The sequence below is a fragment of the Lyngbya sp. CCAP 1446/10 genome (genome assembly GCF_026130175.1).
GTDB lineage: Bacteria > Cyanobacteriota > Cyanobacteriia > Cyanobacteriales > Microcoleaceae > Microcoleus.
Map to the genome: position 1 here is coordinate 15,686 of NZ_JAIGNI010000004.1, position 25,567 is coordinate 41,252.

The window sequence follows — 25,567 nt, forward strand, 5'->3', positions numbered from 1 at the left end:
CATGAATGCAGATGAACTTCTCAGACGGTATGCAGCCGGAGAACGGGTTTTTCGTACCGTAGACTTGGCTGGGATCAATATTTCAAGGACAAATTTGCGCGATATAGACCTGACTGGAGCTAGTTTAACAGGTGCAAATTCGATCGGCATCACGCTCTACAGAGCCAATCTGTATCAAGCAGATATCAGCCAAGCCGACCTCTCCCAAGCCAACCTCATGTCCGCTAATTTCGGCGAATGCGAGGCGGTGGGAGCGAATTTAAGCGGAGCCATCTTGCGGAGTGCCGTGCTCAGCGGAGCCGATTTAACGGGGGCGAGTCTCAGAGGTGCAGACATCAGAGATGCCAATCTTCAGCGGGCAATTTTGATGCAAGTTTATGCAGTAAACGCTAACTTGCAAGGTGCCAACTTGAGCGAAGTCAAACTTTGCGGAATCAACCTCAGCAAAGCAAATTTAACCGACGCCAACTTAACACAAGCTGACTTGAGCAATGCTAATTTAGCTCAAGCAAATTTGAGTTGGGCAAATTTGACAGAAGCAAATCTCGAAAAAGCCGATTTGAAGGGAGCCAATTTAAGCGGAGCTAACTTGAGTTGTGCAAATCTGCATCTAGCAGATTTGAGTGGAGTTTCCCTTAAGGGAGCAAATCTCCGGGGAGCAAACTTGCATCAAGCCAATTTGCGTGGGACAAATTTGAACGAGGCGAATCTGAGAGAGGCGATGATGCCAGATGGCAAAATTTCTGAGTAAATAAGCTGGCAAAACAGAAGTTGAAACCGCAGGGTGCTGGTGATGCACCCTACATTTAGCTTAATTCCAGATTTTATTGAGGCGATTTAATTCTGCCTTCTGATGACTCCGCCCAAAAATGGATAAAAGCGCCCGATATTCGTTGTGGATAGTCAAAAATTTTAGATAAAAGTTCAATCTCCAGATTCATCTGTTGATTAAATCTAAAATCTAAAATCTAAAATTGATTGACAGTGCATTTCCAGAGAAGTGGCAAATATTTTTGGGTCACGATTTAATCTACAACTTTCAGCCAGCCCCGGCGAACGGCGTGAAGCAAGCGGTTGATGGCTGTTTGATCTTCTTCGGTAAGACTGTCATTTAACAGCGCTGTCTTGAGCTGTTGTCGGTGAGTGGGAGTCAGCAGACCGGAGTGATATACCTGAAACACTAGCTCTGCAATAGTAAATTGAGGTAAAAACGTTTGGGTCATCATTGCTTTTTTTGTTCATTTAACTGACATTTGACATTATTGACTAATTTTATGAATATTTATGTGATTTAAATAGGTGAGTAAATGTGATCTGTTGGATCTTAATTTGTGATTTGTGTCAACCGAATTGGGGGAGCGGATGTTTCCTCGATCGAGAGAGCAACTCGAAACAAAAACTCCGTCCCGATTCCTCGCTTTTGGCAACTGCGATATCTGTAGTCTTTGTTAATATATAGCGGTTCTCAAGCGTGGTGAGCTATGCCCTATGCTCTATGCCCTATGCCCTATGCCCTATGCCGTTCGCGTACCTAATATGAGAGCTCGAAAGGCTATAATCTGACACATCAATTAATACTTATCTCATAATAGATTACTTAATATCTGCTCACCAATGACTGCTAATTAAATCGATCGCCTTAATTAAACATAAAATTTTTACTGTCTTCAGACATCCGGTTTTGGTTCCATTTACTGCGTGTCTTGGTGTGGTTTTTTTCCGTGGATCTACTTGATGACTGCTGACTACTGACTACTGACTGCTGACGCTTTAAGATCAAAAATCCCGACTTCTTCAAGAAACCGGGTTCGATCGCCACGATCGCAGCATAATTTTTTTTATGAGAGGGTTAATGGAGCGACCTACTCACGGAAATCTGATTGCGGGCAAAACTCTATACCAGACAGGGTGGAACTACTGATCTAAACTTGCTGTCTGAGGGTACTAATCGGAAATCCTGACCCATCCGCGACGGATGGCGTGAAGTAGGCGGTTGACTGAATCTCGATCGTCTTCGGTGAGAGCGCTTTCGCAGAGTGCGCGCAGTCCGTGACTTTCGGTACGAGTCAAATTGCCTGAATGCGTGATTTGATAGAATAGTTCAGCGATCGTGCGATCGGATTTTAAATTCAGAACTTGCATGAAATTTCGTTGAACTCAACTACTCTAATATCGAGCATTTGAGAACAGAGTAGGGTGATTGCCGTCGGCTAAGCTGTGTGATCTTTCTGAGCTCGACTTGCGATCTAAGTCTGGGGTATACGTGAGTTAAATCACATAGAATGAGAGACCTCGATCGCATTTGCTGTGATTGTGGCGGTAGCCTTAAGGCTAGACGAAACCTCGAAAACTTCTGATTGCAAGACTTTGAGCGCCATTGTTGACGGCTGGAGGCGTGAAACTGTTCGTTTTCAACTGTAGCCGAGGCATCCAGTTGCGATCGGCGAGCCACAGCCTGAGATACAATAAATTATCAATATTTCGATCCCATCTATAGGCAGGCAGGTAAAAGAATGATCGTTATTGGCTACTTTTCGGTTTCTTTAATCGTTTTTGTTGTTTGGTTCATTGTTTTTTGGAACGATACTTCCACATCCAAAAAAGACTTACTCTCTTGGGTAGCCTTACTACTCGGCCCCCTGGTTTGGCCTATTGTTCTACCCCTATCACTGTTGCAAATTACCAGCAAAAAGTCGGTTGAAAAACCTGCAAAATCCGAACAATAATTCTCATAAATCGTAGTGGAAATAACTGACTCAAGTACCTTCAGTTGTTTTGTCATAATTATCCGCCGTTCATCGCTCCTCCCATCGAGTAAATAATCTTGTTTTATGACCAAAAATCGCACTTAAAAGGCAGAATAAAATAAAAATGCTGAATCTCAAAATAGTATTTTTTTGTCGATGTCAAATTCTGCTTTCTACTTTTTGAAGCCTACTTTTCTTTTGTCATTTCGTGATTTAAGGCGGCCACTCAGTCAAAAGTGTCAGTCAAAAGTGTCAAATCCAGATTTTCGGATAGCGATCTCAACAATTTTGCAATCCTAAATTATCTGCCACCTCCACCAAACTCAAACTTAATTGGCAATCTAACAGGTTCTGTTGCTGGGAAAAGTATCACTTTAGACATATTTCAGCGTTCCGCTGACAACTTAATATTTTTGATTATTTCCGGCCGCTGTGGACTATTAATCGAATTTGGGAAAATCATTACTTATTTTTGACAAAAAGCTATACTCTTTACCCTGCAAGCTTTTGACGCTAGATATTTGTAAATTGCAGCAGCTCTTAAACAGACAATTGTAGAGTTCGATTTCGCCAAAATAGCCGAACTCTTACCACAGTTAGATGCACAATTAAAGGCAGAGACTTCAAAATTAAATGGCCAACAAAAACTATTGCTAATCTCAAGCAGGACTTGTTTTATGGGAGGCATCATGAGTTCATAAGGCGATCGATCGAATTTTGATCTGGTGCGGGATTTGTGGGAACTTCTCAAAAAAAGTGCCGTCACAGCATCCAAATTTGCTAGTTGTACAAAATGTAGGAGTGAAAATGAACGAAATGTCTGAGAAGCGAATTTATGGAATTCTTAACGCAGTGTCGCTGCTAGCGCTGACATACTATGCAGCTACTTCGATCAATTATCTTTTCCAAAGTGACGCTCACATCTACAGCTACGACAGCCAGAGCTATGCCAACGGGTCAACAGATCACTTAGCAGCACACAGAGTGGGGAAATAGTACAACTTGTCTATGAATGCCAACCAATTTTCGGGAAAATTGCTAATTGTTAATGAGCCTCTAGGAGTTAATAATTAGCAAGAATAAATTTGCTGATAAATTATTTTTTTTATTTAAATTTTGCCATCAAACTCATATAAAAATTAATTATTTTTCTATCAAAAACATTCTCAAGAGTCTTTGGCTGCTGGTCAAAGATTTGTCTGTTTGACACTGTTTCTAGAAGCGACAGACAATTAAGACGCGCAGCAGCTTATTCTCAGTTATGTGCAGTACCACTCGATCGACTCAACCGAAATCCCACTCGATCGCACAAGCGCTGTATAGTCCGATCGCCCGCATGGATGCTGCTCCTTGCGGAAATGACCTGTTTTTGTTGAAAAACCGGAGGGTTTGGCGAAAATCCTCAGTTGAGCGCGAGGAATATCGGTGGAAAAATTTAAGGCGATGAGCCTCAAGAGTGCCTCCAGGACAGGGTTGGAGCGGGGTTTGACTGAATGTGAGCCGCAGCGTGCCGGCGCTTGCTGTGAAATCAGGCTAAAAAAAATGATTTCTGGGGAACTATGAGAGCAACTCAAAAGTCTGGTGATTCAGAGTCCACTAAAAAATCGCAACTTAGTTCAAGATCCATTACGGGCGATCGAACTTTCGGGCGACAGTTGCTAAGGAGTGCGGTGCAAGTTCTCAATCTTGAGAACATACTCCCATTAACAAATGGTCTATGTGTATTTCTGGCTACAGTTTAAAAAATGACTAGCCGCACTCAAGGTACGTATGGTAGACTCACAAACGGTTAACTGGAATATTTTCGTGTTATAGGAGGGAGTGATGGAGTCGAGAGTCCAAGGCAGAAAACAACTGATACTTGCTGCTCAAGGAATACAAGATTCAACTCGCGGTTCCAGGCTCCCTGCTGACAAATTAAATTACATGACAGCCTATAGCAGCCGGGTCAATTAGGGTCTCAACCGATGTCCGGTTCGATTTATTGAATCCCTTTGGAGGGAAAAGTGTATTGTAGAAAAGTGATTAATCTTTTAGGAGGAGTGTAAATGACACAGGTTACTAATCCAACACAACCAGCAGTTTCTCTGCCTGGAGCTAGCGGTTCAAGCGTTGTCGGTACCGGAGGCGCAAACAGATTAAGTGCAGGCAATCTAAACGATATCATCCTGACTTTTGGGGGCGATGATGTCATTGCTGGTAACGCTGGAGACGACATCATTTTTTCCGGTGGTGGCAATGACAGTATCGGCGGCGGCCCAGGCAACGATGCCCTCGTTTCAGGCGCAGGCAACGATGTCGTTTCTGGCGGTGACGGCGATGACAGAATCTTTGGCGGTAAAGGCAATGATCTGCTCGACGGCGGTGCTGGGAATGACTTGGTTTCTGGAGACCAAGGCAACGACACCGTACTCGGTGGCTCTGGCAACGATACAGTCTTTGGTGGCCAGGGCAACGATGTTGTCGGCGGCGGCGACGGCGACGACCTGCTGTACGGCGGTAAAGGCAACGATACTGTCGATGGCGGCGCTGGCAATGACTTGGTTTCTGGCGACAGAGGCAGCGATGTCCTGACTGGCGGTGCCGGCAACGATACGTTCTACTTCAGTGGTTTTGGCGGCGATTTCGGCGTAGACACGATCACTGACTTTACGCCTGCCGAAGATAAGATCAAATTGAAGTCCGGCGGTGTGTTGAGTGGTTTGGGTACCACCTTCGAGGCCACCGAGTTTGTCGTAGTTTCTAATTTCACCGGATCTACCAGCGGAATAAACACCAACAAGTTGGTCTACGACCCAACAAACGGTGTGTTGTACTTCAACGGTACCGGCGGAGTGCTAACTGTTGCTCAACTGACACCTGGGCTGACGATTACCTCGAACAACTTCGAGTTGTTCTAAAACAACTGGCCGTTGTGGGGCGGCACCGGATTTTATCCGGGGCTGTTCTCACAAAAGCCGATAGTTTTAAAGGATTTCAACCTCACTCTGCTACCAGCGGGGTGAGGTTGAAATATTCAATGGCTCAAGTAAAGCAGGGGCATTTAAAAAAAATCGATCGACATTTATTGCTCAAATTAATCGATCGCCCGATCGGACAAAATATAAATCAATACCCTTGGGTTCGAGCCAGATCCCCCCTAGCCCCCCTTAAGAAGGGGGGGACAAGAAGTTCATCAAAGTCCCCCTTTTTAAAGGGATTTGGGGGGATCTCCGGGTAATAAAAATCGATCGCCCGATCGCCTAAAATATAAATCAATACCCTTGGGTTCGAGCCAGATCCCCCCTAGCCTCTTTAACAAGGGGGAGACAAGAACTTCATCAAAGTTCGCCTTTTTAAGGGGGATGCGAGGGGATCTCCGGGTAATAAAAATTGTGATCCCGATCGCCTAAAATATAAATAGTCTGAAAATATCAAAGTTTTAAAATCAGAAGTTATAAGTTTCCCTGAAGCGGTAAAGCAACCGCAACTGCACCGCAAGCAATGACCACTCAAGAATACATCCGGCAAGCCCAAGTTTATTTGAAGCAGGGAAAGTTAACTGAGGCGATCGATTTTTGTAAAAGGGCGATCGAACTACAGCCATTTTCTGCGCTAGCTTACACTACTTTAGGCGAAATCCTCGAAGCGAGCGGCGATCCGACGGCGGCAAGAGACGCTTTTGTCCAAGCTTTGGAGATTTCGCCCAAGTTTGTGCTGGCTCATGCTTATTTGGGTCAACTTTACAGCGAGTATTGCTGGCTGGATGAGGCGGCTTTTCACTACGGGAAAGCTCTGGATTTGAAGCCAGACTGGCCGGAAGTTCATTATAATTTGGGAAATATTTTTCACCAGCAGGGTAATTTGTTGGGGGCGATCGACTGTTACCGAAAGGCGATCGCCCAAAAACCAGATTATCTGCTTGCTGTATTCAATCTGGCTGTGGTTTTAAATGAAAATAATCAGCTAGAAGCGGCAATTGATAGCTACCGTCAGGCGATCGCTCTCCAGCCCGATTATGTGGAAGCTTACAGCAATTTGGGTGTGATTTTGCTGAAGGAAGATCGCCCTGCTGAGGCGATCGAGATTTACCAGCGGGCGATCGAGATTAAGCCGGATTGGGCGACACCGCACAATAATTTGGGCCAGGTGTTCCACGAGAAAAGTCCCGATCGGGCGATCGCATCTTACCGTCGCGCGATCGAGTTGGAGCCGGAGATGGTTTTGGCTCACTACAATCTGGGGAAAGCTTGGCAAATGCAGGGGGAACATTTGGCGGCGGTTGCTTGTTTCGATCGGGTAGTCGAGCTGAATCCCCAACATATTTCGGGTTATACAGACGCTGGCTTTTCTTTGATGGTTTTGGGCAAAATTGCCGAAGCCATGCCTTATTTTAAGCAGGCGATAGCTCAGAAGCCCGATTTTGTTGAGGCTTACTGCGCTTTGCAAGAAAGGTGGCAAATTGGTAATTTAGAGGATGATGAATTGTCAAGGGCGATCGCTGCGTGCGATCGATTTTTGCAAGCATTAACTGGAAAGAAGAAGGAAGAAGGAAGTTCGGCAACGGATTGTGTAACGGATTGTGTAACGGATGTAACGGATGTAACGGATGTAAAGGATAGAGGGAAGAAGGAAGAAAAAGAAACTATTCCCAATGCCCAATGCCCAATGCCCAATGCCCAATGCCCAATGCCCGATGCCCCATTACCAATTGCTGAAATTTGCGATAATTTAGCAGAAATTTACCTGCATTTGGGGAATGCTTTAACAGAGTACGGCGGATATGAATCAGCCGCTGCTTATTATCAAAAAGCTTTGCAAATTCAGCCGAAAAATACAGAGATTTACTGGCGGCTGGGAAATTGCTTAGCCCAGCAGCAGCGCTTGGGTGCGGCAATTGCCGTTTATCGCATGGCTTTGAAAATTCAACCTGCTTTACCCCAGGTTTATTTTGAGTTAGCAAAACTGCTCGAAAAACAGGGACATTGGGAACGGGCGATCGAGTATTATCAACAAGTTTTAGAGTTGCAATTGCTAGGGTATGGGGAGCCGAAACAGTGGAAAAACTCGAATTTTATATCACCAGATAGCAATTCTCTAGAACGTCCTCACGGGATTTATTTATCGAGTTGGGATTGGCTAGTTAATGCTAAATTGGATGCGGGCAATTATGTGGAAATAGTTTGGCAACACGCACCAAAAGCCTGTGCCGAAAATATTCCAAATTCCCAATTTTCTATAACCAATTCGCAGGCAAATTCCGAGTGTGGTGGGCTAACTTGCGGGCTGTGTTTGCACAGAATTTCTAAGTGGTTCGATCCGGTGCATTTGGGTTGGGGAGTTTGCCGTTTATCTAACTCGCAACCGATACCTGTGGATGCCCCGAAAACTTTTGTGGCACAGATTCCCGACGGGCGAGTTTGGATTGTGCCGCAGCAAAATTATTGGCTAATTTGTAAGGCGATTGCTGTAATTACTCCTGATAATTATTTGTTGGCTGATGTGTCGAGAGATTATCCTGGTTTGTTGCCGGGATGCGAGAAACATGATGTTAGAAAACACAGCGTTTTTAATTTAGAATCTTTTCCACCTTTGAAGCAGATTGACGGTAGCGTGGCGGTGCTTTCTGGTTTGTCGGGAAATGTCTATTTTCACTGGATGGTGGACGTTTTGCCGAGGATAGAATTGCTGCGGCGCAGCGGTAGGGATTTGGCGGAAATTGATTGGTTTTTGGTGAATAGTTGTCAGCACGAATTTCAGCGGGAAAGTCTCAGGATTCTGGGGATTCCCGATGAAAAGGTTTTGGAGAGCGATCGCATTCCTCACATTCAAGCAACAGAGTTAATTGTACCTTCTTTTGCGGGATATTTGGGCTGGCCACCCGGATGGGCGATCGATTTTTTGAGGCGAGAGTTTCTCAAGGGAATTATACCTCAAGCTCGTTATCCAAAACGCATTTATATCAGCCGCAGCAAAGCGAGATATCGAAGAGTTTTGAACGAGGAAGATGTGGTTGAGGTTTTGGCAGAATCTGGGTTTGTTTCTATTTTGCCTGAGTCGATGTCATTGACTGAGCAAATTGCTCATTTTTATCACGCTCAGGTGATAGTTGCTGCTCACGGTAGCGGTTTGACAAATACGATTTTTTGTAAATCTGGAACTAAAGTAATTGAGTTGATGTCGCCTCACTATATCAGCCATTATTACTGGGGAAGTAGTCAATATTTGCAGTTGGAACATTACTTTTTGGCTGGCGAGGCTTTTGAATGCTATCCTATTAGACAGTTGATGTATCAGAATTCGCTAACTGAGGACATTTTGGTGAACTTGAGTTCGCTGAAAAAGATGGTTGAAGTGGTGGGTTTGGGTTAGCTGGCGTCTGGAGTAAGTTTATTTATGCCCTCGATTGAGAAGATGGAAAAAGCAGCGGTTGATTTGAATCGGCAAGCAGAAGTTTATTTAGCTGAAGGAAGGTTGAATGAGGCAGTTGCTGCTTGCGAGTCAGCGCTGAAAATTGAACCGAATTTGGTGGCAGCTTGCCAGACACTGGGAAAGGTAATGCAGGTTCGAGGTGAAATAGAGCAGGCTAAATATTGGTATGAAGCGGCGTTGGATCGCAATCCGAATTTGCCGGAAGTTTATGCTAATCTCGGCAGTTTGTATTCTCAAGGAAAACAGTGGGAAAAGGCGATCGCCAGTTGTGAAAAAGCGATCGCCCTTGCACCGAGTTTTGCTGGTGCTTATCGGCTGTTGGCGAAAATCTGGATGCAATTGGAAAAGCGAGAAGAAGCCGCAGAATCTTGGTATCAAGCTTTCAAGATCGAGCCGAATTGGGCAACGGCTGAGGAAAACGTCACTCTGGGAAATAGTTTAGTTGAATTGGGAAAGTTCGATCGCGCTACTGAGTGTTATTTGCGGGCAATTGGGTTAAACCCGAACCTGGCCATAGCTTATCACAATTTGGGGGAAATGCTGGTCAGGGAGAAACGGTGGGATGAGGCGATCGCCAATTACCGACAAGCCATTGCCATCAATCCAGAGTCTTTTGAATCTTACCACAGTTTGGGTCAAACTTGGGCGGAGCGAGGAGAAGGCGATCGGGCGATCGCCTGTTACCGCAAAAGCGTCGAAATCAATCCCAATTACGCCCGTGCTTACCTTAGTTTGGGCAATGTTTTTGTGCAGAAACGCGAGTTTGATGTGGCAATTCAATGTTACCGTCAGACTCTGGCAATTAATGATAATTCCTCTTGGGCACACAATTTTTTAGGGGAAGCTTTGGCTCAAAAACAACTGTGGCAAGAAGCTATTAGTTGTTACCGCAAAGCCATTGCAATTAATCCAGATATTTCTTGGTTTTATTGCAATTTGGGCATTGCCTTAACCTGCGAAAAATCCTGGGATGAAGCTGTTAGCGCTTACCTCCACGCGATTCAGCTTGAGCCGAATTTGATGGGAATTAATCAGAGGTTGGGATATGTTTTGCGGCAGCGCAGCGCCGCGGATTTAGATAGCACAATCGCAGTTTATTGTCAAGGTATTGAGCTACTTGCCAGCGGGAAGAATTACCACAAATTGCTGGGAATTGAGTTAAATGGAGCGGAGTTTTATATAAATTTAGGTAATAGTTTAGCGAAACAGAAGCAGCTTGAAGGTGCGATCGTATTTTATAGCATGGCTGTGCAGATTGAACCAACTGCTGCGGAAATTGTCGCCCAACTTAAGGAAGTGCGGGGGAAACAACAGGAGTTGTACGCACAAATTGCCACTTACCGCCGCCAAATTGAAATTTCTCCGAAAAATTCTCAGCCTTACAACGATTTAGGAAATATTTTACCGCAATTAGGCGAATTGGAAGAAGCAATTATTTGTCACCAAAAAGCGAGCGAATTGAGAGGTTGGCTTGAATGTGAGGCAAAAAATTATCAATTTACCCAAGATTGGTTTACCCACAATATTCCTATTTGGAAACGGCATTTGCAGCAGTTGGCGGGAATTGCAGATTTTAAAGTTGTGGAAATCGGCAGTTTTCAGGGAATGTCTGCTTGCTGGCTGTTGGATAATATTTTAACTCATCCGACGGCAAAAATTACTTGTATTGATTTGTGTTTTCAACAAACTTTTAAGGGTAATATTGCTAAAACGGGAGTAGCCGACAAGGTAATTGAATTGGAAGGTTATTCTCAGGAATTATTAGTGAATTTGGATTCAGAATATTACGATGTTGCTTACGTTGATGGCTGTCACAAACCCACCAGCGCTTTGCAAGATGCGATTTTATCTTGGAGGTTGGTGAAAGTTGGCGGATTGATGATTTTTGACGATTATGAGTTTACGTTTCCCGACAGCCCGGAGCAAGATACTAAAATCGGGATAAATATGTTTTTGGAGATGTTTGGAAGTCAGCTAGAAGTAGTGCATAAAGGCTATCAACTGATTGTCAAAAAAACTGATAATAAAAAATTGGGCGAAGAGCAAGCACTTTTGTCTCAAGGTTGGGAAAAGTTGGGGGATATTGCGGCAGATACGGGTTATTTGGATGAGGCGATCGCCCGCTATCAAACAGCTATTAAAATTAAGTCTGGCAAATATTTAATTTACCACAAGTTGGGTAAAGTTTTGCAAGCAAAAGAGATGTGGAAAGAAGCTGTGTCCGCTTACGAAAGGGCGATCGCACTCAACCCTAATTTTAGTTGGGCCTACCACTTTTTCGGGGAAATTTTACAAAAAACTGAAAAATACGAGGAAGCCGCTGCTGCTTACCGCAAAGCGATTGAGTTAAATCCCGATTTTTGTTGGAGTTACAATAATTTAGGCGATGCGTTGATGGAGCTTTCTGAGTGGGAGCACGCGGCGGCTGCTTACCGCAAGTTGATTGAATTAGAACCCGATTTTTGTTGGTCTTACGATAGATTAGGTAAGGCTTTGGTTGCACTGGAAAATTTGCAAGCCGCTGCGGATGCTTACCGCAAAGCTATTAAATTAAATCCCGATGATTGTTGGTTGTACAATAGTTTGGGAGAACTTCTGGAAAAACAAGAAAATTGGTCGGAAGCGGCGGTGGCTTTTGGCTGTGCTGTTGAGCTAGAACCCGATGAGAGTTGGCTGCACAAAAAGCTGGGCGATGCGCTGCGGAATCAAGGGGAATTGGAAAGGGCGATCGCAATTTATGAAAAAGGCATCAATCTCGATCCAAAATCCTATTGGTGTTACGAAGGATTGGGCTTGACTTTCATGGCAAAACAGCAGTGGGAATCTGCAATATCTAATTTGGTTCAAGCACTGCAAATTAAACCAGATTTATTTGGACTTTACTATCATATAGCTGATGCTTTGGAACAAAAAGGAGAAGTAGATGAAGCCGATATCATAAAATTTGGCTATAAAATGTTGCCGTTAAATTTTCTCAAAAAATACTGTGGATTTACCGACAATTTGGCAATTGTAGCAGAGTCAGATCCGAGCATTACTTGCATTGACATTTATCCTGCAAGTCAAATCAATTTATCTGATTCCAAAACAATCCACACCGATAACAGATGTTGGGAAGATGAAATTTTTTATACAAAAAAAGCTTTTGTTGCCGTACTACCAAAAGGACGAGCTTGGGCCGATATTGCTACTACCTGCGCCATTACTTCAGACAATAAACTTGTTGCCGATATTTCAATGGGTTGTCCTGAGTTGGTAATAACTTCCGACAAATTGCCTCCCGCCGAACATATCGAGGGAAATGTGGCTTTTTTGTCGGCTCGCTGGGGTGGCGCAGCTTATTTTCATTGGATGTTTGATGTGGTGACGCGGTTCCATCTTTTGCAGCGCAGTGGATTGATGGATAGTATTGATAAGTTTGCGATCAATGCTTGCGATTCGGCTTATGAAAAAGAAAGTTTAAATACTTTAGGAATTCCACTAGATAAAATTTTAGAAAGTCGCTATCAGCCACACTTTACAGCGGATAAATTAATAGTACCGTCAATTTGCGATGGTGGTTCTGGAACCTCTAAATGGAAATGTGAATATCTGAAACGAATATTTTTAAATGAACAGCAGTCGTCAAATACAAATTATTCAGAAAAAATTTATATCAGCCGAGAAAAAGCATCCTATCGGCGAATAGTCAACGAGGAAGAGGTTGTCGGCTGTTTAGAAAAGTTTGGGTTTCGTACAGTCAAGCTGGAAACTATGTCGGTAGGGGAACAAGCCGCGTGTTTGGCTGCTGCTAAAGTAGTTGTATCACCTCACGGAGGGGGATTGACTAATCTAGTTTTTTGCACTCCGGGAACTAAAGTAATTGAGATTTTCTCTCCGATTTATGTGCCAACTTGCTTTTGGACTATCAGTAATTTGTGTGAGTTGGAACATTACTATTTAATTGCTGAATTGTTTGATGACTTAACTCAGAAATACCAGGGACATAAAGATATGCGGGTGAATGTGAACTCGCTGGAGAAGTTAATGAATATTGCAGGGGTTTCGCATGAATAATGATGATTACCACCAGTTGGGGAATTCCCTGCAAGAAAGCGGTGAGTTTAATGATGCTGTTGCTGCTTACAAACAAGCTGTTGAGTTAAACCCAGATTTTTCTTGGTCTCATCACAGTTTGGGCGATGTTTTGTTGAAACTCGAACGCTGGGAGGATGCTGTCGCTGCTTACAGAAAAGCTGTTGAGTTAAATCCTGATTTTTCGTGGTCTTATCATAATTTGGGCGATGCTTTGCTAAAACTGCAATGCTGGGAGGATGCTGTCGCTGCTTACCGCTGCGAGATTGCACTGAACTCAGATTTTGCTTGGTCTTTTTACAATTTAGCCGAGGCTTTGACTAAACTCAAAAAGTCGGGTGAAGCTATCGCTGCGTATTTACAAGCTATTGAAATTGATGGAAATTTGCCGGGAATTTACGATAAGTTGGGATATAGTCTCGGACAAACAGAGTCTGATTTACAGTCAGTGTTAGAAAAATGTCAATTGCAAGTTACACCGGAAAATGTAGAGTTTTATTTGCAGTTAGGTAAGAATTTAGCAAAGTACGATCGCCCAAAAAGCGCAATTATTCTTTACAATTTTATTTTAACAAGAGTGCCAGATTGTGCTGTAGTCTCAGCGGAATTAGAGCAGTTGTTGAAACAGCAGGAAAAGTGCGTTAGCGTATTAGCATCAGCCCGCGCCACAGTCGCCCAAAAACCCGATGATTGCTGGTCTTATTACAATTTAGGTGCTGTTTTGAGCCACCAAAAATATGGGGAGGAAGCGGCGGCGGCTTTTTTGCAAGCAATAGCAATAAATCCCGATCTTCCTTGGTGGTTTTATTACAATTTGTGGGAAGTTTTGATTGAGCAAAACAAGTTGGATCAAGTTGAAAACTTCTGCCGCGAAGTTGTTGATGCTCAACCGGAGGCTTTTTGGCCTTATTTGAATTTGGGGGAAGTTTTGACTAGACAAGGCAAAATTTCAGAGGCGATTAGCTGTTATAAAACTGTTAGTTATAAACAAACTTTTGCATCTATTCTTAGTAAGAGAATAGGCAAGATGCCTGTTCCACAAAATACAGAGACAGGCAAGATGCCTGTTCCACAAAATTGGAACTTAAAACCAGTCAAAGTTCCTAAGTTTATAATTATTGGTTCTCAGCGGTGTGGCACGACTTCTCTCTACACTTATTTAGCTGAACAACCGCAAATTTTGACTCCGATTAAAAAGGAGATGGATTTTTTCTCGTGGCATTTTCACAGAGGGATTGATTGGTATTTGGCTCATTTTCCCCTAATGCCGGAGGGAGAGGAGTTTGTAACGGGTGAAGCAAGTCCGAGCTATTTTGACTGTCGGGAAGCGCCGGAACGAGTCTACAGCGCGTGTCCAGAGGCGAAACTGATTGTGCTGTTGCGAAATCCGGTCGATCGCGCGATTTCTCATTTTTACCGCTTGAGGGAGTTAAATTGGGAAGGGCGATCGCTCGATCGGGCAATTAGCGACGAAATCGAACGGTTGAATCAAAACCCAGAATACATCATCGGCGAGGAACCGGGCAATTATTTAGCTCGCGGCAGGTATATAGAATTTATTAAAAATTGGCTGGCTTTCTTTCCCCCAGAACAGTTGTTAATTTTAAAAAGTGAAGATTTTTATGGAAATGTAGGGGAAACTGTTCAGCAAGTTTTAGCATTTTTAGATTTACCGGAATATCAATTATCTGAGTATCAAAATGCTAATCCTGGTGTTTATCAGCGGGTAAATGAGTCAGTTCGCGAGCTATTGAGCGATTATTTTAAACCTTACAATCAGGAACTAGAGGAGTATTTGGGGAGGAGATTTGATTGGGAATAAGATAAGACGTACGGTTGAAACCGCGCATATACAAACAAAACCTGCCTCCGCAGGTTGAATAAAAGGCGATTAAAATTAGGTTATTTTCTTCAGTCCGCTTGGAGTGGACATCGTTTGTGTAGACGCGGTTGAAACCGTACGTCTGCTAAAATTAGAACAACTTGTAAGGAGGTAATACCAATGCTGACGATCGAGCTAGATACGCTACTTAAAGAACAAGCACTCCAACGCCAAGATCCTGAAGAACGCTACATCACGGATAGGGTGAACTGGGAAGAATACGAGACACTGCTAAATCGGATAGGAGATGCTGCGGGATATCGAGTTACTTATTTAGATGGACTTTTAGAAATTATGTCACCTTCTCGTCGCCATGAAAATGCTAAAACTCGCATTGGAAATCTGCTAGAAATTTATTTTGTAGAAGCTGACATCGAATATTTCCCTTTTGGGTCTACAACTCTGCGACAAGAGGAAAAAAGTGGCGGTACGGAACCGGATGAAGCTTACTGTATTGGCACGGATAAAGAATTTCCAGATTTGGTGATAGAAGTAATTGTTACTAGCGGTAGCATTAATAAACTAGAACTGTATAGAAGGTTGAAGGTGCGAGAGGTTTGGTTCTGGCGAAATGACAGATTTTCGATATACCATTTGCGAGAAGAAATTCCGGTTGATTTTGTGTCGAACTGCGGTTATGAATTAATTACAAAAAGTGAATTACTGCCGGGAATTGATATAGAAGTTTTGACAGAATGTGTGAAAAATCCTCAGCCGTTAGCAGCAGCGAAGGAATGGAGGCGAAATTGCCAACCTACTTAAACACCAAGTTTTAAATTTGCCCCCAACTTCCAATAAAAAACCCGCCCCCCCTTGACAAGTCATACTCGTTATGAGTACGGTATAGTAAGCAAAGGAATTTAACCCAAGTACCCCAGGATTCAAAATCATGCTGACGAACCACGAAGGTCAAAGAGTACCCAAAGTCACGTTTCGCACTCGCAAGGACAACGAGTGGGTGGATGTCACCACCGATGATTTGTTTGCAGGCAAAACTGTAGCAGTCTTTTCTCTGCCGGGAGCTTTTACTCCCACTTGTTCCTCAACGCACCTCCCTGGCTACAACGAATTGGCAAAAGTTTTCAAAGAAAATGGCGTAGATGAAATCGTTTGTATGTCCGTCAACGATACGTTTGTGATGAATGAGTGGGCAAAAGACCAAGAAGCAGACAATGTGACGTTAATTCCCGACGGTAACGGTGAGTTTACTGAAGGCATGGGAATGCTGGTAGATAAAACAGATTTAGGTTTTGGTAAGCGGTCTTGGCGCTATTCGATGGTGGTCAAAGATGGCTTGGTGGAAAAAATGTTTATTGAGCCGGAGGAACCGGGCGACCCTTTCAAAGTGTCCGATGCTGAGACGATGCTCAACTACATCAACTCCGCAGCAACCAAGCCGAAGGTAGTTTCGGTGTTTACAAAAATGGGCTGTCCCTTCTGCGCTAAAGCTAAGGCAATGCTGACTGCAAAGGGCTTGGATTATGAGGAAATCGTCTTGGGCCGGGATATCACAACCCGATCGCTCCGGGCCGTGACTGGCGCTACAACCGTGCCGCAAGTGTTTATCGACGGCAAGCTGATCGGCGGTTCGGAAGAGCTAGAGTCTTATTTGGCAGTTGCTTAGTTAGGGAAAAATACTTGCCGATGCGTAGCGCACACCTTACTCGTTGTAAGGTGTGCGCTGCGAAGCTGCAACCGTCTTTATGAAGATATATCGCCATTCCCAGAGTTCGATCGCTCCATTGATCCATTCTCGTGCTTCAATTATTCATGAAGTAATATTAAAAAAATCAGAAATGGGAGTGACCGATTGTGGATTTAAGTCTCGTAGCGTCAAATATCTTAAATCCACCAGTATTAGCTTTTTTCATGGGAATGCTGGCGATTTTCCTAAAATCTGACTTAGAAATTCCTGCACCCATCCCGAAACTGTTTTCGCTGTACCTGCTGTTTGCGATCGGATTTAAAGGCGGCGTCGAACTGTCCCGAAGCGGAATCAACCAGCAAGTCGCCCTGACAATTTTGGCAGCGATGCTGATGTCAGCGCTAGTACCAGTTTATACTTTTTTCATACTGAGAATCAAGCTCGACTCCTACAATGCTGCGGCGATCGCAGCCACCTACGGTTCCATCAGCGCGGTCACCTTTATCACCGCAACTTCCTTCCTGAAAGAACAAGGAATCGACTTTGACGGTTACATGGTAGCAGCGTTAGCATTAATGGAGTCCCCAGCAATTATCGTCGGTTTAATTCTCGTCAGCGTGTTCGGGGGAGAGGAAGGAAAACGCGAAATAGTTTGGTCAGAAGTGCTGCAAGAAGCCTTCCTCAACAGTTCAGTATTTCTGCTAATTGGTAGCCTAATTATGGGCATACTAACAGGAGAACACGGTTGGGAAGTTATGAGTCCGTTTACTCAAGATTTGTTTTACGGCGTTCTGACTTTTTTCTTGCTAGACATGGGGTTGGTTGCGGCCAGCAGAATTAAAGATTTGCAAGAAACAGGAATTTTTCTGATCGGCTTTGCAATCCTAATTCCCATACTCAATGCAGGAGTTGGTTTAGTGATCGCGAAATTAATCGGAATGCCGGAGGGAGATAGCCTATTGTTCGCCGTATTGTGTGCGAGTGCTTCTTACATCGCAGTACCAGCAGCAATGCGGATGACGGTTCCCGAAGCTAACCCAAGTCTTTACATTTCAACAGCCTTGGCAGTGACATTTCCATTTAATATCATTGTAGGGATTCCCATGTATCTATACGGAATCAATATGTTTTGGAGGTAAACTTATGGACGCAGTTAAAAGGATAGAAATCTTTGCGAATTCGGTGGAACTCCCAAAGATTTTAGACGGTTTAGACAAAGCTGGTGTCCCCGGTTATTCGGTGATTCGCGGTGTCGCGGGCAAAAGTACCAGGGGATATCGATCGCGTGATTTAGCAATGAGTATGCTGGATAATATTTATGTGCTGGCTTTCTGCGAACCCGATCGAGTATCGGCAGTTGCAGAAAATATTAGACCAGTGTTAAATAAGTTTGGCGGGTCGTGTTTTATTTCGGATGCGGTGGAATTGCTAACGACTAAGTGCGTCGGGTAGTCAGTAGTCAGTAGTTAGTAGTCATTAGTCAGTAGTTAGTAGTCAGTAGTTACTGATTATTGGGAGATATTCAAAAATAACAAATAACAATTGCCAACTATCAACTGCCAACTGTCAACTGTCAACTGCCAACTGTTAACTGTCAACTGTCATTATAAACCCGGTTTATTTGATAAATCGGGTTTTTGAATATCTAGCTATTTCACATGATCAAAATCAGCGACTTCTCGCACATCAAAACCGAGCGAGCTTTTGCATGAATTTTTTCTGATTATTGGAGCGTAATTTAATCGAATACGCTTGGATTAACGCTTTAAGATGAGTTTGATGTCACGAATTTACTGGAAACACAGGTATCCTGTAGCAGCTTCATTATTCTTAACTGAACCTGATTGTAATTTAATCAACGATAATGCGAGAAAAATCTGTGTTGATTATAGCAATTTTAAAATTGTAAAATTATTACCCATCATTAGCCAGGAGTCATTTCAAGATTAATTGCCCTTCGCCGCCACATAATTCAGAATTCTTAAGATATAGAAAAGAATCTGTTACCCAAATCAGTTAGCATGGTAAATTCTAACCCACAACAGGCGATCCTCTTCGTTGGCGTAGCCCCCGTAGGGGCGGGCTTCGCTAACGCGCGATCGACTAGCGATATTTTGAATAGGAGTTTAAACATGGCTGCATTAAAAGTCGGCATCAACGGATTTGGTCGCATCGGACGGCTAGTCATGCGTGCCGGCATCAAAAACCCCAACATCGAATTTGTCGGCATTAACGACTTAGTTTCGCCAGACAACCTGGCCTATCTTTTTAAATACGACTCCACCCACGGTATTTATGACGGCGAAGTTGAAGGGAAACCAGACGGGATTGTCGTTGACGGACATTTTATCCCGTGCACGTCGATTAGAAATCCGACAGAATTGCCTTGGGGTAAAGTCGGTGCAGATTATATTGTAGAATCTACCGGATTGTTTACCGATTTTGAAGGCGCATCAAAACACTTGACGGCGGGAGCAAAACGAGTCATCCTTTCCGCACCGACTAAAGATCCAGAAAAAGTTCCAACTTTTCTAGTAGGCGTCAACCACCACAAATTTGACCCGACGAAAGATACTGTTGTTTCTAATGCTAGCTGCACCACGAATTGTTTAGCACCAATTGCGAAAGTTATCAATGATAATTTCGGTTTGGAAGAAGGTTTGATGACGACTGTTCACGCGATGACTGCTACTCAGCCAACTGTAGACGGGCCCAGCCAAAAAGATTGGCGGGGTGGACGCGGTGCGGCTCAAAATATTATTCCATCTTCGACTGGTGCGGCGAAAGCTGTTACTTTGGTGTTGCCGGAATTGAAAGGAAAATTGACGGGAATGGCTTTGCGGGTGCCAACTCCTGACGTTTCTGTAGTCGATCTTACTTTCAAAACGAGTAAGGAAACTAGCTACAAAGAAATTTGCGAGGCTATGAAAAAAGCTTCCGAGGGTGAACTGAAAGGTATTCTTGGATATACTGAGGATGCGGTGGTTTCGACGGATTTTCAGGGCGACGCGCGATCGAGTATTTTTGATGCAGGTGCGGGACTTGAACTGAATTCTACGTTTTTTAAAGTCATTTCCTGGTATGACAACGAGTGGGGTTATTCTAACCGTGTGATCGATTTGATGATCTCGATGGCCGAGAAAGACGGAATTTTGGGTAAATAGTATTGTAGGGTGGTTCGGCGGGGCGATCGAATGCGAGCACCAATAAATCCAGATTTTCCCGCGCCGAACTTACTATCTCGGTAGACCGCCATAGGTTAAATTGTTGTTATTGTCGATCGCACTCCAATTATGTCTGAACTGCCACCGCTCAACAACGAAACTATTTGGGCTATCCTCAACGAAGAAATGGACGATGCTGCTGTCAACAGCTTAGTTTGGCTGTATCTGGGCTACCGCCCTGATGCGGAGACTGGTAAATGGAACAGTGCTGATGTTGCTAGCGAGTGGCGCGAAGAGTATCCAGAACCGCCGGATTTTATTGATTCTAGGCCTGCGACGGTGAAATTGACGCGATCGACTCCTCCAGAAAACAAGCAGTTACTGAAGGAAAAATTGGGATTTAAGGGCTATAAAATTGGAGAATTCGGGCCGAGACAGACTCGCAGGGCGACGATGGCTAATTGGTTGATGGGTTTTGTCGAAGCTGGGGCTTCATTTAATTGACAGTTGACAGTTGACAGTTGACAGTTGACAGCACTTGACAAAAGAAGGAAGAGGATTGTAGTAATGAATCGTCTGATTTTAATTTCTCGCCTTTAGGGGTTCCGGCTTTAAGCTAATTCTTTATGGTAAGAAAGTATCGAATATTAGGCATTGAAATATTGATCAAAGTCTTGGTCTGTTTCTATTTTTATCTGCCGTTAATTAACAAAAATTAAAGATTTTTAGCGTCATAACAAAGTAAAGTCCGATCGCCCACACCAACATGATCACCAGCAAACCTGACATCCGGCGGTTGGGTGAAGTATTCTAGAGTCGGAACAAAACCATTGTAAGGAAAAATTCATGAAAACAACCACTATATCTCGCTTAACCAGCATTTCCCTAGCTACCCTCATGCTAGTCGGCGTTTCAGTCAATGCGATCGCCACACCAGCCACCATCAAACCCGCAACCCAACTCGCCCAAGCTACCGCCAAAAAGCGCCTCGTCGTCATGGACTTCGACTACGGCACCACCAACAGCTATTACAGTTCCTACAGAGGAGTCGGCGCCGCCAAAGGCATCAGCGAACTGCTAATCAACGAACTCGTCAACAATGGCACTTATACAGTAGTCGATCGCAGCAAACTCGAACAAGTCCTCAAACAAGAAAATCGCACAGGTTCAATGGATGCCGGCACAGCCGCCGAAATTGGCAAAAAACTAGGAGTTGACGCCGTACTCATCGGCACCATTACCAAGTTTAATATCGACAAACAATCCGGCGGTGGCAGTTTCATGGGCATCGGCGGAGGTTCCCAAAAAACCAAAGCTACCGTCCAAATAGACGTGCGGTTAATTGGTACAGATTCAGGAGACATTCTTGCCACCGCCAAAGCAGTAGGAGAAGCCGATCAAAGCGATTCCAATTTTTCTGTTAGAGGCGTTGGTGGCAATTCTGGCAGTAGCAATGAAGATGGACTTTTGAGCGCAGCAGTTGACAAAGCCGTAGCCCAAATGGTAACTAAACTTGCAGAAGTATCTAAGAAATTAGGTTAGGAATTGTGAAATATTTTTAGATTTTAGATTTTGAATTATTCAATCTAAAATCTAAAATTATGTCAGCTATTTTGGCGACGATTGTACCAGCTTGCATTAGTCCTATTTAGGAATCTGCATTATTTTCCATTCTACTAAACTAGATCAAATCTGCTCAATTCAAGTATTAACAGTTTAATTAGCATTGGGATTTGAGTCGGAACCAACAGCGCATTTCCCCTGTTGATCAGGATTGGGAGTCGAATTAGAGACTACCTTAGAAACGGCATCTTGTTCTTGAATCCATCCGATTTGCCCCGCTGGTAGCTTGGCGATTTCTACTCCGACTGTTGATTTAACAGCCGGAGATGGCGAAGAACTTGCCACAGTTGGAGATGGACTGACTGCGGGTGTTGAAACAGTAGAAAAATCCTTATTTAACTTGGGCTTTGGAGAGTTCGATCGCACTATTGCAGGAATCGAACAAACTTTCAATTCCAGCCAATTGCCTTGAGGCGTAAGCTGTTTGTTTATTACCTGCAAAATGCTGCCGGCAGGGACTGTTCCCTTGACAGGCGACTCACCGATTGCGACTTGCAAATCCAGGCGATCGCCCTCTTTATCCAATTCCCCAGTTACAGAACTTTTAATCTCTATAAACGAGCCTTTTTCTAAAGATTTGATCGGAGAAGGTACAGATTCAAAAGTCTTCTCCGGTCTACTTTTAGAGTTAATTAAAGCGCGTTTACCGAAAATCGACTCCCCGGCAGTATCGATCGCCCGACCCACCGGAGGGATGAAAAAATAAGCAAATACACCCCCCAAACCTAACAAAAATACAATTTTCAACAGTAGCGAAAATAGACTTTTGCCCTTGTCCGGTGGCTGTACCAACTCCGTTTTCGGTAGAAAATTAGCATCATCAAAGCTTGGGCTTTCCGTCACAGCGGTTGGCGTATCCTCGCTGTCGGCAATTAATTCGATCGGCACATCTAAAGGTGCGACAGACAATTCCGTCAAAGTATTGCTTTCTTCCCTCAAATGTGCTTGACAGTGAATCAAAGCAACAGTGACGTTATCGTGACCGTTTCTGGTATTAGCAATCTCGATCAGTCGATCGCGCGCCTGAGCAACAGTAATGCTACCGTCAAGAATCGGCAAAATCTCCTCTTCCCAACATTGCTCAACCCGGTCTTTATCGCTCAAACCATCGGAGCACAGCAGCAAAACGCAATCCTCATCCACCGGAAAGCGTTGCACAGTCGGGTGCAGAGTATTGGAAGAAGTAATGCCCAAAGCTTGAATCAGAGCTCCGGCGGCCACTTGTTCCAAAGCATCCCGATAGAGAGAGTAGCCCAAACGCACCTCGCGGCAAGCCACATCGTCATCGAGAGTAACTTGATAGCAGCCAGTGCGGGTAATCCAGTAAGCCCGACTGTCTCCCACGTGGGCGACATAGAGCTCGTGAATGTGTGCTAAAGCCATCACCAGGGTAGTTCCCATGCGCTGGCGGCCTTGGCGGTGTTCGGTGTCGTTGCGACCGGCTATCTTGTCGTTAGCAGCACAAGCGGCGCGTTCCAGCTTGGAAGTCAAGCTCGGCGGGTCCCAATTAGCTTGATGCAGGGGCATTTGCAGCAACTTGTCCCGCAGCACAGTAATCGCCAATTCCGAAGCGACTTCGCCGCCGTCTTGTCCTCCGATACCGTCGCAGACGATCGCACAAGCCGACGATCCCGGAATTCCGGCAAACACCGTACCATCGGGCGGATAGCAAGCATCTTCGTTATGAGCCCTTGCTCTACCGACATCCGTGCCGGTGGCAATTTCAACATGACGATCGTAAAATCGGCCGCATTTTGCCAGAGCTTTATCCAACTGGCCCATCAGTTGTTCGCCGTGGCGGACTTGACCGGCAACCATTTGCTGGCAAAGTTGCCGCAAAAAATTGGCGATCGCCGGGTGAGCATCATCGATCCACTGCTGCCACAATTTGCCCAATTGCGACAAATTAGGCGGTTTGCGATCGGGCTGCAATTCCAGAAACCGAACCAATTGCCCTTCCACCCGCAGCAGTTCAGGAGTCAGTAGAGTCGCAGCCACGCCCTGAGCGATCAACGGCTGCCAAAGTTTGGCAATTTGCCACAGCCAATTGAGCTGTCGCATCGCGGCGGCCCCTTTCCAGGAGTCCGCCAATTCCGGCATTAAAGATTCCGTCACCTTTAAAATAGGTGCATTTTCCAGCAGCCAGATATCTCCCGATAGCTTGCTGCTCCGGGACGATATCAGTCCGTATACTTGAGGTACGTGCAACTGATAGGCAAACAATCTCAGATAAGGAGCGATCGAACTCGAAATCTCTTCGGGCATTTCCGGCAACTGTTCCGGTTGAGTATCGACCAGAAGTCGATCGCGCTTAACCAAATAGCGACCCGCGATCAGATCGCCTGGCTTACACGCTTTGATCCCTTCACCTACAGCCCACAAGTAGTGTTTTGGCACAAAATTTTGCATTAAGGGTTCCTGACGCCTTTTGTCCCAGTGCTGATCTGAACTATTTTAGCGCTTGAACCTCGATGGGTTGATACGTGGCGATTATTTTACACCCCCGCTTTCTCAGCACGCGGGGATTTTTAAGACTTTACAGTGATCATCTCGTGATTTTTCAAGTTCCTAGGATCACCACGCTTACACTTTTAGGTGCTACGTGATTTCTCCAGACAATTTTTTTTGACTTTCCCCCAGTCCAGCGGTTGGTTTTAATGTCTTGTACTGACAAAAACAGTCTACCATTTTGTTGGCGCCCGGATAAATCTGGCGATCGGCTTTCAAGGCTTGAGCCTAGTCCGACGGAACCGAAGTCAAGAAGCTAGAGAGCAAAATATTTTCAGCATATTCCTGAGAGTGCCAATTTCCGCAGCAATCTTAGCCCTGAGCGCGAATCGAGATTTTAGACGAACTGTGATGCTAGGATGCAGATACCTAGAAATCACCTGAGCTAGTAGGTATAAATAAACATAAATTTTGGGTTAGCTCGCGAAGGGCGATCCGTGCCTAGTGGGTTAGTTTCGCAAGTCAAGTTAAATTTAACCTTACCCGCATACCGATGCAAGTCCGCGACAGGAGTCGCGATCAGCACCAAAAATTAGATATTAGTTCAAGCCCCCAGATTCATCTGTGGAATCAATCTAAAATCTACAATCTCAAATCTAAAATCGATCGGCCTCTGTAAGCTGTTGAGTTTCTAAACCATGCCCCTACATGAGTCAAGCGCCTTTCCCGAAAATTTGCCCGATCCGAAGCTGCTGCCCACCGTCGAGGTAGACGAAATACTGACTAAGATTCAGCATTCTCACGGTTACTACTACAAAGTGATGAATATTGAAATTTGGGCGCTGGTGGAAACCTTGGATGCGCTGTTTCCGGGGGCTTGGAGTCAGTTTATGACCAACCGCCAAATTGCGGTAAAACAGTTTTTGGAGCGCGATTCCACTTGTGGGGCAACTCCCAATAATAGCGGGAAAGACGCAGAAACGATGGGGAGTGAGGAAGATTGATCGACGAAGAAGCAAGTTCGGCAGCGGATGCAAGCAACGGATGTAACGGATTGAAGGAAGAAGGAAGATTTTCTTAATCTCCCCGTCTCCCCTCTCCCCATATCCCTCTCTCCCTTTCCCCTTAGAGGTTAATTTTGGCATCAACACGGGGAAGTCCCATGCTGTAGTTGACAGCGCGGCTGTTGAGGTTGTAGCTGATTTGGCCTTTCTGTAAGAACGATCGCACCAAATGCTCCAATTCCGAACCGATGCGGCGGAGGTTGTATTCAGTCAAGTCTTCGCCCTCGTAAGCGTCTACGAGTTGGTCGAATTTGGCATATACCTGTTTGACTGACTCGTCGTTCCAGTTGAGTTCGTTGTCTGGGTCAATGTCGATCGTCAAAAGGTCGTTGCTGGGTACGAGTTCGTTGTCTTCGAGGATGGCGGTATAAATGCGAATATGGCGGGTTGTGGACTTGAGCTGCATGAGTTCTTATTTGTAAAGATTTTTTCCTGAACTTATTGTAATGGGTCAAAGACCCTTGCAGGAGAGTAGGTCGCCTATTGTGCGATCGATCGGGATATCTCAC

General features: G+C 44.6%; 19 protein-coding genes. 15 read left to right on the forward strand and 4 right to left on the reverse strand.

Translation table 11 applies throughout. The features are described from left to right. The first annotated feature begins 1 nt into the window (after window position 1). The gene (locus K4039_RS02790) at window positions 2-751 is read left to right on the forward strand and encodes a pentapeptide repeat-containing protein (RefSeq protein ID WP_265233602.1); all 750 of its coding nucleotides are present in this window, start codon (window positions 2-4) and stop codon (window positions 749-751) included. Between the two features lie 274 nt (window positions 752-1,025). On the opposite strand, the gene K4039_RS02795 is transcribed toward K4039_RS02790, so the two are convergent. Both K4039_RS02795 and K4039_RS02800 read right to left on the reverse strand, forming a co-directional pair. Beyond that, a complete protein-coding gene (locus K4039_RS02795; RefSeq protein WP_265233603.1) occupies window positions 1,026-1,226 on the reverse strand; it encodes a hypothetical protein in 201 nt (66 codons plus the stop codon). A gap of 718 nt (window positions 1,227-1,944) precedes the next feature. Further along, window positions 1,945-2,142 (reverse strand): hypothetical protein, encoded by a 198-nt coding sequence (locus tag K4039_RS02800; protein ID WP_265233604.1) that lies wholly within the window; start codon window positions 2,140-2,142, stop codon window positions 1,945-1,947. 1,412 nt (window positions 2,143-3,554) lie between these two features. On the opposite strand from K4039_RS02800, the gene K4039_RS02805 reads away from it, so the two are divergent. The 13 genes from K4039_RS02805 to K4039_RS02865 all read left to right on the forward strand — a co-directional run bounded on the left by K4039_RS02805 (window position 3,555) and on the right by K4039_RS02865 (window position 21,465). Continuing rightward, complete coding sequence (locus K4039_RS02805) at window positions 3,555-3,743, forward strand: hypothetical protein (protein ID WP_265233605.1); 189 nt, start codon at window positions 3,555-3,557, stop codon at window positions 3,741-3,743. Window positions 3,744-4,008: 265 nt separating this feature from the next. Then, window positions 4,009-4,194 carry a hypothetical protein gene (locus K4039_RS02810; protein ID WP_265233606.1) on the forward strand — a complete coding sequence of 62 codons (186 nt, stop codon included), beginning with the start codon at window positions 4,009-4,011 and terminating at the stop codon, window positions 4,192-4,194. Between the two features lie 601 nt (window positions 4,195-4,795). After that, window positions 4,796-5,647: a calcium-binding protein gene (locus tag K4039_RS02815; RefSeq protein ID WP_265233607.1), complete on the forward strand. Its 852-nt coding sequence runs from the start codon at window positions 4,796-4,798 to the stop codon at window positions 5,645-5,647. 583 nt (window positions 5,648-6,230) lie between these two features. Further along, window positions 6,231-9,098: a tetratricopeptide repeat protein gene (locus K4039_RS02820; RefSeq protein ID WP_265233608.1), complete on the forward strand. Its 2,868-nt coding sequence runs from the start codon at window positions 6,231-6,233 to the stop codon at window positions 9,096-9,098. A 24-nt stretch (window positions 9,099-9,122) separates the two neighbouring features. Then, window positions 9,123-13,214, forward strand: a complete 4,092-nt coding sequence (locus K4039_RS02825; protein WP_265233609.1) for a tetratricopeptide repeat protein — start codon at window positions 9,123-9,125, stop codon at window positions 13,212-13,214. Next, window positions 13,207-15,054 (forward strand): tetratricopeptide repeat protein, encoded by a 1,848-nt coding sequence (locus tag K4039_RS02830; RefSeq protein WP_265233610.1) that lies wholly within the window; start codon window positions 13,207-13,209, stop codon window positions 15,052-15,054. Before K4039_RS02825 ends, K4039_RS02830 begins: the two co-directional genes overlap by 8 nt. A gap of 180 nt (window positions 15,055-15,234) precedes the next feature. Next, complete coding sequence (locus tag K4039_RS02835; protein WP_265233611.1) at window positions 15,235-15,876, forward strand: Uma2 family endonuclease; 642 nt, start codon at window positions 15,235-15,237, stop codon at window positions 15,874-15,876. 127 nt (window positions 15,877-16,003) lie between these two features. Continuing rightward, entirely contained in the window at window positions 16,004-16,738 is a 735-nt protein-coding gene (locus K4039_RS02840; protein ID WP_265233612.1) for a glutathione peroxidase, read from the forward strand. Between the two features lie 188 nt (window positions 16,739-16,926). Further along, complete coding sequence (locus K4039_RS02845; protein WP_265233613.1) at window positions 16,927-17,898, forward strand: sodium-dependent bicarbonate transport family permease; 972 nt, start codon at window positions 16,927-16,929, stop codon at window positions 17,896-17,898. 4 nt (window positions 17,899-17,902) lie between these two features. Then, a complete protein-coding gene (locus K4039_RS02850; RefSeq protein WP_265233614.1) occupies window positions 17,903-18,211 on the forward strand; it encodes a P-II family nitrogen regulator in 309 nt (102 codons plus the stop codon). 680 nt (window positions 18,212-18,891) lie between these two features. Further along, entirely contained in the window at window positions 18,892-19,923 is a 1,032-nt protein-coding gene (gap, locus tag K4039_RS02855; protein WP_265233745.1) for a type I glyceraldehyde-3-phosphate dehydrogenase, read from the forward strand. A 129-nt stretch (window positions 19,924-20,052) separates the two neighbouring features. Then, window positions 20,053-20,427: a DUF1823 family protein gene (locus K4039_RS02860; protein ID WP_265233615.1), complete on the forward strand. Its 375-nt coding sequence runs from the start codon at window positions 20,053-20,055 to the stop codon at window positions 20,425-20,427. A 342-nt stretch (window positions 20,428-20,769) separates the two neighbouring features. Next, window positions 20,770-21,465, forward strand: coding sequence for a CsgG/HfaB family protein (locus tag K4039_RS02865; RefSeq protein ID WP_265233616.1), 696 nt, complete (start codon window positions 20,770-20,772; stop codon window positions 21,463-21,465). A 174-nt stretch (window positions 21,466-21,639) separates the two neighbouring features. On the opposite strand, the gene K4039_RS02870 is transcribed toward K4039_RS02865, so the two are convergent. Next, the gene (locus K4039_RS02870; protein WP_265233617.1) at window positions 21,640-23,943 is read right to left on the reverse strand and encodes a PP2C family serine/threonine-protein phosphatase; all 2,304 of its coding nucleotides are present in this window, start codon (window positions 23,941-23,943) and stop codon (window positions 21,640-21,642) included. 749 nt (window positions 23,944-24,692) lie between these two features. Between K4039_RS02870 and K4039_RS02875 the strand changes: the two genes are divergently transcribed. Next, the gene (locus K4039_RS02875) at window positions 24,693-24,998 is read left to right on the forward strand and encodes a hypothetical protein (protein WP_265233618.1); all 306 of its coding nucleotides are present in this window, start codon (window positions 24,693-24,695) and stop codon (window positions 24,996-24,998) included. A gap of 121 nt (window positions 24,999-25,119) precedes the next feature. On the opposite strand, the gene K4039_RS02880 is transcribed toward K4039_RS02875, so the two are convergent. Next, window positions 25,120-25,464: an NAD(P)H-quinone oxidoreductase subunit M gene (locus K4039_RS02880; RefSeq protein ID WP_265233619.1), complete on the reverse strand. Its 345-nt coding sequence runs from the start codon at window positions 25,462-25,464 to the stop codon at window positions 25,120-25,122. Between the last annotated feature and the right edge of the window lie 103 nt (window positions 25,465-25,567).

Coding starts and splice junctions, on each gene's coding strand:
- K4039_RS02815 (WP_265233607.1), top strand. CDS start 4,796: ATGACACAGGTTACTAATCCAACACAACCAGCAGTTTCTCTGCCTGGA.
- K4039_RS02860 (WP_265233615.1), top strand. CDS start 20,053: ATGTCTGAACTGCCACCGCTCAACAACGAAACTATTTGGGCTATCCTC.
- K4039_RS02805 (WP_265233605.1), top strand. CDS start 3,555: ATGAACGAAATGTCTGAGAAGCGAATTTATGGAATTCTTAACGCAGTG.
- K4039_RS02820 (WP_265233608.1), top strand. CDS start 6,231: ATGACCACTCAAGAATACATCCGGCAAGCCCAAGTTTATTTGAAGCAG.
- K4039_RS02840 (WP_265233612.1), top strand. CDS start 16,004: ATGCTGACGAACCACGAAGGTCAAAGAGTACCCAAAGTCACGTTTCGC.
- K4039_RS02880 (WP_265233619.1), bottom strand. CDS start 25,464: ATGCAGCTCAAGTCCACAACCCGCCATATTCGCATTTATACCGCCATC.
- K4039_RS02865 (WP_265233616.1), top strand. CDS start 20,770: ATGAAAACAACCACTATATCTCGCTTAACCAGCATTTCCCTAGCTACC.
- K4039_RS02835 (WP_265233611.1), top strand. CDS start 15,235: ATGCTGACGATCGAGCTAGATACGCTACTTAAAGAACAAGCACTCCAA.
- gap (WP_265233745.1), top strand. CDS start 18,892: ATGGCTGCATTAAAAGTCGGCATCAACGGATTTGGTCGCATCGGACGG.
- K4039_RS02790 (WP_265233602.1), top strand. CDS start 2: ATGAATGCAGATGAACTTCTCAGACGGTATGCAGCCGGAGAACGGGTT.
- K4039_RS02800 (WP_265233604.1), bottom strand. CDS start 2,142: ATGCAAGTTCTGAATTTAAAATCCGATCGCACGATCGCTGAACTATTC.
- K4039_RS02850 (WP_265233614.1), top strand. CDS start 17,903: ATGGACGCAGTTAAAAGGATAGAAATCTTTGCGAATTCGGTGGAACTC.
- K4039_RS02875 (WP_265233618.1), top strand. CDS start 24,693: ATGCCCCTACATGAGTCAAGCGCCTTTCCCGAAAATTTGCCCGATCCG.
- K4039_RS02810 (WP_265233606.1), top strand. CDS start 4,009: ATGTGCAGTACCACTCGATCGACTCAACCGAAATCCCACTCGATCGCA.
- K4039_RS02830 (WP_265233610.1), top strand. CDS start 13,207: ATGAATAATGATGATTACCACCAGTTGGGGAATTCCCTGCAAGAAAGC.
- K4039_RS02795 (WP_265233603.1), bottom strand. CDS start 1,226: ATGATGACCCAAACGTTTTTACCTCAATTTACTATTGCAGAGCTAGTG.
- K4039_RS02825 (WP_265233609.1), top strand. CDS start 9,123: ATGCCCTCGATTGAGAAGATGGAAAAAGCAGCGGTTGATTTGAATCGG.